The sequence below is a fragment of the Deltaproteobacteria bacterium genome (assembly GCA_016234845.1).
GTDB lineage: Bacteria > Desulfobacterota > Deferrimicrobia > Deferrimicrobiales > Deferrimicrobiaceae > JACRNP01.
In genome coordinates this window covers 1-9,508 of sequence record JACRNP010000087.1, presented here as the reverse complement: position 1 = coordinate 9,508, position 9,508 = coordinate 1, and the positions used below count along the sequence as shown (strand labels likewise).

Below are 9,508 nucleotides of genomic sequence, written 5' to 3'. Positions count from 1 at the left end.
GTTCCCGGTGCACGCGATCGACGCCGAGGGGATCGCGCGCGGCGCGGGGAATCCCCAGGGGGCGAACCTGGTGCTGCTCGGTTTCATCCTCGCGAGGCTCGGCTCGTCGCGCGACGGCGGCCTCCTGTTCTGCTCGGGCGATGAAATGAGGGGCGCCCTCTCCCGCCGGTTCGAGGGCCGGGACAGGCTGCTCGCGGCGTCGCTCGCCGCGCTCGATCTTGGAATGGAGCGCGGGAGGGTATAAGGTACCGTTGATGCTCACGCGATTCCCCCCGAAATACGCCACGCGGAACGATCTTCCCGCGTTCCAGCTCGAAGGGCTGCGGTGGACGGTGGCCCACGCCTTCCGGAATTCGTCCTTCTACCGCGGCCGGCTGGAACGGGCCGGCGTCGGGCCGGACGACATCCGGTCGATCGGCGACCTCGCGAGGCTTCCGTTCACCGACGCGGACGATCTCCGGGACGGCTACCCGCTGCCGCTCCGGTCCGTCGACCCGCGCGAGATCGTCCGGATACACTCCTCGTCGGGGACCACCGGGAAGCGGAAGATCCTGTGCTACACGCAGAAGGACATCGACGACTGGCTCTACATGTTCGCCCGGTGCTACGAGATGGCGGGGCTCTCGCGGGAGGACCGGGTCCAGATCTGCGTCGGGTACGGCCTGTGGACGGCGGGCGCGGGGTTCCAGCTGGGGGCGGAGAAGTTCGGTGCGATGACCATCCCCGCGGGGCCCGGCAACCTGGACCTCCAGTGCACGTTCCTGCTGGACCTGCAGACCACCGCCCTCTGCTGCACCGCGTCGATGGGGCTGCTCCTGGCGGAGGAGGTCCAGTCGCGGGGGATCCGCGACCGGCTGAAACTGCGGAAGGTCATCCTCGGCGCGGAGCGGACCAGCGACGCCATGATCGCCACCATCAAGGATCTGCTCGGCGTGGACCGGGTCTACGACATCCCGGGGCTCACCGAACTGTACGGGCCGGGAACGGGGCTCTCCTGCGACGCCGAGTCGGGGATCCACTACTGGGCGGACCATTACATCCTGGAGCTGCTCGACCCGGAGACCCTCGCGCCCGTGGCGCCGGGCGAGATCGGGGAGATGGTGTACACCACGCTGTGCAAGGAGGCGGCGCCGCTCATCCGGTACCGTTCCCGGGACCTCACGCGGTTCGTCGAGGGGGATTGCCCGTGCGGCTGCATCCTGCCGAGGCACGACAGGATCCTCGGGCGATCCGACGACATGGTGGTCTTCCGGGGCGTCAACATCTACCCGGGACAGGTGGACGAGGTGCTCTCCCAGGTGAACGGGGCGGGGAGCGAATACCAGTCGCACTTCACGCGTCGCGAGGACGGGAAGGATTACATGACGCTCAAGGTGGAGCGTTCGGCCCATGCGGCCCACGTCTCCGACGGGGCGCTCTCCGGGGAGATCGCAAGGGAGATCAAGCGGAACCTGATGATCTCCTGCGCGGTGGAGATCCTGCCGTACGGGACCCTTCCGCGGTCGGAAAGAAAGACCCGCCGGACCTTCGACGACCGCCGGTATTAGGCGGCGCCTACTTCCTCGACACGAACGGATTCCCCCGGATGTAGAACCGGAGAAGCCTCGTGGCCCATCGCCCGGCGTACTCCACCCCGACCCGCGGCCGCTTCGCGATGGCGCGACGGTCGACCGCCGGAGCGTCCGCGATGAAGAACCCGCCCCCGCACAGATCGTGCGCGTTCAGCCGCCGGTCGATGTCCATCGCCCGGCACAGCCGTCCCGGGCCCGCGGTGGGGCCCTCCACGTTCCGCACCGGCTCGATCGCCCGGAGGAGGACGGCGGACGCGTGCCCTTCGCGCTCGGTCACCACGTTCATGCAGCAGTGCATTCCGTACACCAGGTAGACGTAGGCGTGGCCCGGGGGGCCGAACATCACCCGCGTCCTCTCCGTCCGCCCCCGGGAGGAGTGCGCGGCGCGGTCGTGCGGCCCCAGGTACGCCTCGACCTCGACGATCGTCCCGACCCGCTCGATCCCGCGCGTCCGGTGGACGAGCCGCTTTCCCAACAGCTCGGTCGCGACCCGCACGGTGTCGCGGTCGTAGAATTCCCTGGGGAGGGGCTTCACTCGAACATCTCCGTGAAGGCGTCGAGGCGGGCGCGCGCCTGCGCTTCGGACCAGGAGCGCGGGTCGGCGTGGTCCGCTTCCAGCAGGAGCGACCGGACACCCGCCGCGTCGGAGAGGCGGCGCGAAAGGTCGACCTGGCCGATCGAGTACGGCTTGCAGGAACGGTCGCTGTGGAGAATCGCCCCGGTCGCGCCGTATTCGGAGCACAGCCGCTTCATCAGCGCGAGCCGGTGGGGAAGGTCCCGGTTGAGGAAGACGTGGAGGTACGCGCGCGCCGCGGATCCTTCCGGGTCGGCCGGGTCGATCAGCGCCCCCGCCTCCGCCCAGGCGTTCGTGTACGTTGCGCAGACGATGTTGAATCCTTTCCCTGCGAGCAGGGTCGAGAGCTCCCGCAGGTGGAACCAAACGGGGAGGTTGTCCCAGAGCAGGCGGACCCGTTCGTTCGCGATCCCGCCGACGCCGCGGGCGACCCGGTCCGAGAGCTCGTCCCGGAGCGTCCGGTAGTAGGCGTTGCACTCCGCGGTGCCGCGAAGCGCGACGATCGGCGCGAGGTGGAAGAAGGCGTCGAAGCCGGTCCACGGGGAGGGGCGGGCGCGGCCGGTCTTCAGGCACTCGTCCCACAGGCGGGAGCCTTCCCGTGCGAGGCGGACGGTTTCCAAAAGCGTCCCCCGGTCCGTATCCCGCCCGGCGATCTTCGCGGCGACCGCGGCGAGGTCGGCCAGCTGGCTCTCCACGTACGCGAAGTGGTGCGGCGGGACCTCTCCGTAGACGAACGGAACGTCGACCAGGACGAGCGGCACACGGAAACGGTCCGCCAGCGCCCGGTACCAGTAGAGAACGGTCTGGCAGATGTTGGTGCAGCAGCAGAGCAGGTCCGGCTTCGGGAGGCGGCCGACGGGACTCTTCCCCGTCGCGACGGACCCGAGGTCGGCCCGGGCGTACCCGCACAGGTCGCGGGAGTACCCTTCCCCCTCGATCGCATCGGACAGCTCCGGCACCAGGCGCCGGACGGAGCAGATCGCGCCGTGGTTTTCCGGGTAGACCGTGTGGTATCCGAGCGCGCGGAGAGCCTCCACGGGGAAGCCGCTGGTGACCCAGGCGACCGGGACGGCGCCGTCGGCGAACCGGCCGGCGAGGTAGTGGAGGCTCAAGAGCTCCCTGAGTTTCCGGGTCGATTCGAGGGGCGGGCCGAAGGGGCCCGCGCTTCGCCCCCCGCGGGAGCCGGACAGCGACTTGCGCATCCGGTCCGCCGCCATCAGCAGGGGGCCGATCGCCCGGGAGACCGCCTCGTATCGCAGCCGGCGGAGGATCATGAGGACGCCCGCCCCGCGCGGACCGTTTCCACGAACGCCTCGAGGCGCGTCGCCGCCTGGCCGGAGAGCCGGCTCTCGAGCTCCCCTTCCAGGAAGAGATGCGGCGCGCCGATCTTCGCGAAGCGGGTCCGGATCGCCGGGACGTCGAACGCCTCGGGCTCGCAGAACTTCGGAACGTGGATCACGATCCCGGCGGCTCCGGCTCTCCGGTAGAGCGATTCGAGGTGGTCCATCCTCCGCTCCCGGCCGCTTCCCCGGGTCGGGCAGGGGGGAAGGGCGAACGGCCGCTCGGCGAGGATCGCGAGCGGGTCGTCCCCGTCGTCGGGGGCGCGCAGGGGGACGCGCCGTCCCACCGCCGCGTAGTCGTCCGCGGCAAGGAACGCGCCGGCGGATGCCAGGAGATCGAGCAGCGTCATCGGCTCCGGGACGTATCCCGTGACCATCAGCGGCACGCCGTTCCGGACAGGTTCCCCGCCGAGACGCTTCGCCGCTTCCATGAGTTCCGACAGGTGGTCCTCCGGCCAGAGGTACTCCCCGCGGCGGAGCAGCCGGTACAGCTCGGGATCCGTGAGGTCGAGGCACGTCCGGCGGGACAGGAGGGCGCCCCGGACCCGGTGGATCTCCGCGTGGAGAGCGACCGCCTGCGCGAGCCGATTCGATTCCAACGTCCTCCCGGTCAGCAGTTCCAGCGCCGCGGACAGGGATGCGAGCTCCGCCCGGACCAGCGCCCGGGCCGCCGGGCGGTCCTCCCCCTTGGGGTGGAAGTAGCGGAGGACCGGCTTTCCCCACCCGCCGAAGTCGGGTGCGAGGGTGGCCATCCCCTGGATGGAATCGCAGGTGTGGGGAAACAGGAGGGCGTCGGCCTCGCGGGCGCCCCCGTCGGCGAGGAAGGCCATGGCGTTGCGCACCACGGCGCAGACGTACGGCTGGATCCGCCCGGCGTCGGGTCCCCGCGGCGGACCGGGCGGCCCCCAAAGCTCCACGACGTGCACGTCCATCGCGGTGAACAGCTCCGCGGGATAGTGGACGGGAAGCGCGACGACCGTTTTCCGCCCGAGCCGCTTCTGTTCGGCGATGACGTCCCGGCGCATCCGTTTCACTCTTACACGCGCGAGGGGGTGCCGGCAAGGCGTGCCCGCACCGTTGTGATACCCTGATTCCCCGATGAGCGCCGCCGTGAACCTGCTGGCCTTCCTGACCGGCATCAATCTCCTCAACTACATGGACCGGTACGTCGTCGCCGCCGTCCTGGAGCCGATGGGCCGGGAGCTCTCGCTGTCCGACGCCCAGCTCGGCTGGGTCCAGCCGGTCTTCATCTACGCGTACATGGTCGCCGCGCCCGTCTTCGGCGCTCTGGCGGACCGGTTCCACCGGCCGCGCCTGGTGGCGGCCGGCATCGCGCTGTGGAGTCTCGCCACCGCCGCCGCGGCGTTCGCGGGAGGGTTCGCGGGGATCCTCGCCACGCGCGCGCTGGTCGGCGTGGGGGAGGCGGCGTACGCCTCCCTGGGCCCGGCGATCCTGTCCGACTGTTACCCGGAGCGGGAGCGGGCACGCTCCTTCACGTGGTTCTACCTCGCGATCCCCGTGGGGAGCGCCCTGGGGTACGCCGTCGGGGGAGTCGCGGCGCAGGCGTGGGGCTGGCGCGCGGCGTTCCTGGTGGCGGGAATCCCCGGCCTGATCCTGGCGTGGCGGATGACGCGCACCGCCGATCCGCCGCGGGGGGCGATGGACACCCTCGAGGACCGCATGGCGGGATCCTCCTTCCCGGCGCGGGTGCGGAACCTCTTCTCCAACCGGATATGGCTCGCCTGCACCATGAGCTACACGGCGTACACCTTCGCGATGGGCGCCTTGAGCGTCTGGGCGCCGACGCTTCTCCAGCGGGCGCACGGGGTGAGCCCGGGGCGCGCCGGCATCGTGTTCGGGGGGCTGGCCGTCGTCACGGGGATCGCGGGGACGTTCGCGGGCGGGATCCTGACGTCGAGGCTCCAGGGCCGGTTCCGGGACGCCGGAGTGTGGATCTCCGGGCTCACCTTGATCGGCGCCGCGCCGGTCGTCGCGTTCGCCATCGCGGCTCCGACCCCGGAAACGGCGTACGCCGCGTTCTTCATCGGGATGCTGCTGCTGTTCTGCAACACGAGTCCGGTGAACACGCTGGCGGTGAGCTGCGTGCCGGCCAGCATCCGCGCCACCGGGGTGGCCGTGAACGTGTTCCTCATCCACCTGCTGGGGGATGCGCTGAGCCCGGAATGGGTGGGGCACCGGAGCGCGCGGTTCATCGCGGAGGGGGCCGAAAGGGGAGAGGCGCTATCGAAGGCCCTGTGGATCGCCGTTCCGGCCCTGGCGGCGAGCGGGATCGTCCTCCTCGTCCTGGCGAGAGGGTTCGGCGCGCGCGGGGGCCCCCCGGAGCATTCAGCTCATCGGTCGGCGGGCGGTTCGGGCTCCACCCCGGTTCCGGCATAGCGGTCCGCGATCGCCCGGAACTCGTCCCGGATCTCCAGGAAGGCGTCGACCACGTCGGGATCGAAGTACGTCCCTCTCCGTTCGCGGATGATATCGACCGCCTCTTCGTGGGGGATCGCCGGCTTGTACAGGCGGGGGCTGATGATGGCGTCGTACGCGTCCGCCGCGGCCATCAGGCGGCCCGGGATGGGGATCTCGTCCCCCGCAAGCCCCCGGGGATATCCGGTGCCGTCCCACCGCTCGTGGTGGTTGAGCGCGATCTCGTCCGCCACCTGCAGGAACGAGTCCTCCCCGAGGAAGTTCTTCGCCATCCGGATCGTCTCGGATCCGTAGATCGTGTGGCGCTTCATCTCCTCGTACTCCTCCGGCGTCAGGGGTGCGGGCTTGAGGAGGATGTCGTCGCGGACCCCGACCTTGCCGATGTCGTGGAGCGGCGCGAGCCGGAAGAGCAGGTCCACCGTCTCCTCGTCCAGGTGGCGCCGAAACCGGGGGTGCTCCCGCAGGTGCGTGGCAAGCGCGCGCATGTAGTGGCGCGTGCGCTGGATGTGCCCGCCGGTCTCGTGGTGGCGCGTCTCCGCGAGCGCCGCGAGGCTCTGGATGACCGCATCCTGCGTCAGGGCGAGCTTCCGGGTCCGCTCCCGCACCTCCCGCTCGGCCTGCAGGAACCGCATCGACGTCAGCACCGTGAAGACGGACGCCATCGTCGCGAGCGGGAGCAGGGGCGGAAGGAACAGGCGCCGGTGCGCGAGGAGCCACCAGGAGCCGGCGACCAGGAAGACGGCCGACGGTATCATGGCCGCGAGCGCCGAGGCGGCGCGCGCCCGGGAAAGCAGCCCGGTCAGGAGCAATCCGGGCAGCAGGACGAGCAGGAGGCGGACCGCGCCGGCCCATGCCGGCTGGGCGACCGGGTCCCCCGCGACCAGATCGTCGACGATCGTGGCGTGGATCTCGACGCCCGGTTGTACCGCCGAAAGCGGCGTGGTCCGGATCTCGTGCAGCCCCGCGGAGGTGGTGCCGAGAAGGACCAGCTTTCCCGAAAGCGCCGACGGGTCCGCGGTGCCGTCGAGGAGCGCCTGCGCGGAGACGTGGGGAAACGCGCGGCGCCCGCCGCGGAAGTTCACGAGGAGGTTCCCGCGCCGGTCGAGCGGAACGACCTTCCCGTCGAGCCGGAGCGCCTTCGCTCCCTCGGGTCCGGTCTCGAGGACCGGGGTGCCTCCGCGCGCGCGAAGATACACCGCCAGCGCGAGGCTCGGATACAACGTCCCCTTGTGGCGGATGGCGAGGGGGACGCGCCGGACCACGCCGTCGGGATCCGGCGCGACGTTTACGAAGCCGGAGGAACCCGCCGCCTTCGAGAGGGCGGGGAGGTTGCATACGACCCCCGGGGCGTCGAAGAAACCGACGGGTTCCCCGGCGTCGCCGGTCGATCGAACCGCGGCCCGCAGGGGATGAAGGACGCACGATTCCCCGCGGAGGGATTCGAAGTCGAACGAGTATCCGAGGACGAACGGTCCTTCCGCCACCGCCTTCGCGAGGGCGGCGTCCGCGTCCTGCGCCTCGGGCGGAATGCCGGCGAGGGCGATCTCCGTACCGAAATCGCGCCGGATCGATTCGGAGAGGGAGCGCAGGGAGGTCCGGTCCGGTTCCGCGAACACCATGTCGATCCCGACGGCGACCGCCCCCGCTTCATGGATCTTCCGAAGGAGCAGCGCGACCCGGTACCGGGGCCACGGCCACTGGCCGAATTTCGCGAGGCTGGCCTCGTCGAGATCCGCGATCGCGACGGCGCCGGTCGGCGGCCGGTGCGGGGCGGAGCGGAGGATGGAATCGTAGATCTTCCCCTCGAGAAAGACCGCGAGGGGGGGAGGCCATACGCAGATCGCCGCCATGAGCAGCGTGAGAAGGGCACCGGCGAGAAGGAGCGGAAGCGGGCGGGTGGGGGGGCGGCGCTTCACCGGGACCCGCAGTTCTCGCCGGTCAACGCACCGTCACCTCCACGCGGCGGTTCCGCGGTTCGGGGACCTGGTCGCCGGTGGGGACGAGGGGGTTGTCCTTGCCGTGGGACGTGATCTCCATGATCGCCGGGTCGACCCCCTCCGCGGAGAGCAGGGCGGCGACCGACCGCGCACGCTTGAGCGACAGCTGATAGTTGTACCGCTTGTCTCCGACGGTGTCGGTGTGGCCCACCACGCTCACGTCGACCGGGAACCGCTCCCGGATGGTCCGCGCGGCGTCCCGAAGCCTCGCCCTCGACTCGTCCGTCAGCTCCGACTCGCCGAGGTTGAAGTAGAAGATGAATTGCGCCGGGGGAGGGGGGAGCGCCCGGAGCGCCGGACCGGCCATCGCCGCCAGCTCGGAGTCGGACAGGACGAAGGGGTCCCCGGGAGCGGAGCCTTTGGATACCGCCACGGCCTGTCCCGGTTTCGAGAGGACGCGCTCGGTCCCCGCGCCGGTCACCACGACGGAGCCCGTTTTTCCCTGGTCGTCCGGGAGCAGCACCACGACGTCGCGGGGCGGCGGAGCGGCGGGCCGGGGGGGAGGCGCCGCGCAGGCGCAGAGCAGGAGAAGCATGACGAGGCCGTACGCGCGTTTCACTGCGGAGCGGGTTCTCCCACCTTTACGGCGAACCGGGTTCCGCGGATTCCGATGGTCGCCACGGGGGTCTCGAACCGTGCGGAGTCGGGGGAGAGCTTCCCGATCAGCCCGGAGAGATACGCCATCGTCCCCCTGGAGATCCTGACCAGCAGGCCGAATTTTCCCTCCGCGGGAGAGAAGCGGAAGTCGCGAATCGCCAGCCGGCTGTCCGGCCCCAGGGATATGGAGGAGTTGTCACGGAGGATCGCGCCCAACGATCCGTCGGGCCCCGTGGAGAGGATGTCGCCCTGGAGGAGCTTCATCCCCGGCGTGGCGGGGAGGTCCTTTCCGCCCCGGACGACCACGGATTCCCCCGATCGGCTTCGCACCACGCCGACCGCATCGTCGGCGGACGCGCAAGGGGGAGGCGGTGAAAGAGAAGCCGCAAGCAGCAGGATCGCCGCGATCAGGGTGCGCCGCATCGTTTCGCTCCTTCCGATGAAGTGCGACACCCGAATAATAAAACAAGGTTATCGTGAGTGCAACCGCTGATTGAAACGGGAACGGCCGGATCGGTCGCGAGACCGATCCGGCCGTCCGAGGAATCGGGAACGGCTCGAACGGGCTACTTCATCGTGTCGACCAGCCCCTTCACGGCGGCGACGGACTTGTCCATCATCGCCTGCTCCTCCGCGCTGAGCTTGAACTCGATGATCTTCTCGACCCCGCCGGCGCCCAGGACGGTCGGGACGCCCACGAAGTACCCCTTCACGCCGAACTCGCCGTTCAGGTAGACGCAGGAGGGGAGGACGCGCTTCTGGTCCTTGAGGATCGACTCGGCCATGGCGATGGCGGAGGAAGCGGGGGAGTAGAAGGCGGAGCCGGTCTTGAGGAGCGCGACCACCTCGCCGCCCGCGCCGCGGGTCCGCTTCACCATGGCGTCCATCACTTCCTTCGCCTTGGCGGCGTTGCCGTACTTCTTCTCGAGCAGTTCCATGACGGGGATCCCGTTCACGCTGGCGTAGCGGATCAGGGGGACCATGTCGTCTCCG

General features: G+C 70.3%; 10 protein-coding genes. 3 read left to right on the top strand and 7 right to left on the bottom strand.

What is annotated here, in order from left to right:
- On the top strand, positions 1 to 244 hold a 244-nt coding region (locus tag HZB86_06585), incomplete at its 5' end, for a hypothetical protein (protein MBI5905204.1).
- A 10-nt stretch (positions 245 to 254) separates the two neighbouring features.
- Entirely contained in the window at positions 255 to 1,547 is a 1,293-nt protein-coding gene (locus tag HZB86_06580; protein MBI5905203.1) for a phenylacetate--CoA ligase, read from the top strand.
- A 7-nt stretch (positions 1,548 to 1,554) separates the two neighbouring features.
- On the opposite strand, the gene HZB86_06575 is transcribed toward HZB86_06580, so the two are convergent.
- Genes HZB86_06575 through HZB86_06565 form a run of 3 tightly spaced genes read right to left on the bottom strand, consistent with a single transcriptional unit; the run spans position 1,555 to position 4,519 of the window.
- Complete coding sequence (locus HZB86_06575) at positions 1,555 to 2,106, bottom strand: DNA-3-methyladenine glycosylase (GenBank protein ID MBI5905202.1); 552 nt, start codon at positions 2,104 to 2,106, stop codon at positions 1,555 to 1,557.
- Complete coding sequence (locus tag HZB86_06570; protein ID MBI5905201.1) at positions 2,103 to 3,419, bottom strand: 2-hydroxyacyl-CoA dehydratase; 1,317 nt, start codon at positions 3,417 to 3,419, stop codon at positions 2,103 to 2,105. The genes HZB86_06575 and HZB86_06570 overlap by 4 nt, the downstream gene beginning before the upstream one ends.
- A complete protein-coding gene (locus HZB86_06565) occupies positions 3,416 to 4,519 on the bottom strand; it encodes a 2-hydroxyacyl-CoA dehydratase (protein ID MBI5905200.1) in 1,104 nt (367 codons plus the stop codon). The genes HZB86_06570 and HZB86_06565 overlap by 4 nt, the downstream gene beginning before the upstream one ends.
- A 64-nt stretch (positions 4,520 to 4,583) precedes the next feature.
- On the opposite strand from HZB86_06565, the gene HZB86_06560 reads away from it, so the two are divergent.
- Positions 4,584 to 5,882 (top strand): MFS transporter, encoded by a 1,299-nt coding sequence (locus HZB86_06560; GenBank protein ID MBI5905199.1) that lies wholly within the window; start codon positions 4,584 to 4,586, stop codon positions 5,880 to 5,882.
- On the opposite strand, the gene HZB86_06555 is transcribed toward HZB86_06560, so the two are convergent.
- The 4 genes from HZB86_06555 to HZB86_06540 form a co-directional block, all read right to left on the bottom strand.
- Positions 5,837 to 7,837: a CHASE2 domain-containing protein gene (locus tag HZB86_06555; protein ID MBI5905198.1), complete on the bottom strand. Its 2,001-nt coding sequence runs from the start codon at positions 7,835 to 7,837 to the stop codon at positions 5,837 to 5,839. The two genes, HZB86_06560 and HZB86_06555, sit on opposite strands and share 46 nt — an antisense overlap.
- A 22-nt stretch (positions 7,838 to 7,859) precedes the next feature.
- A complete protein-coding gene (locus HZB86_06550) occupies positions 7,860 to 8,477 on the bottom strand; it encodes an OmpA family protein (GenBank protein MBI5905197.1) in 618 nt (205 codons plus the stop codon).
- Complete coding sequence (locus tag HZB86_06545; GenBank protein ID MBI5905196.1) at positions 8,474 to 8,938, bottom strand: FecR domain-containing protein; 465 nt, start codon at positions 8,936 to 8,938, stop codon at positions 8,474 to 8,476. Before HZB86_06545 ends, HZB86_06550 begins: the two co-directional genes overlap by 4 nt.
- Before the next feature lie 143 nt (positions 8,939 to 9,081).
- Positions 9,082 to 9,508: malate dehydrogenase (locus HZB86_06540; GenBank protein ID MBI5905195.1), on the bottom strand; the 427-nt coding region annotated here is incomplete at its 5' end.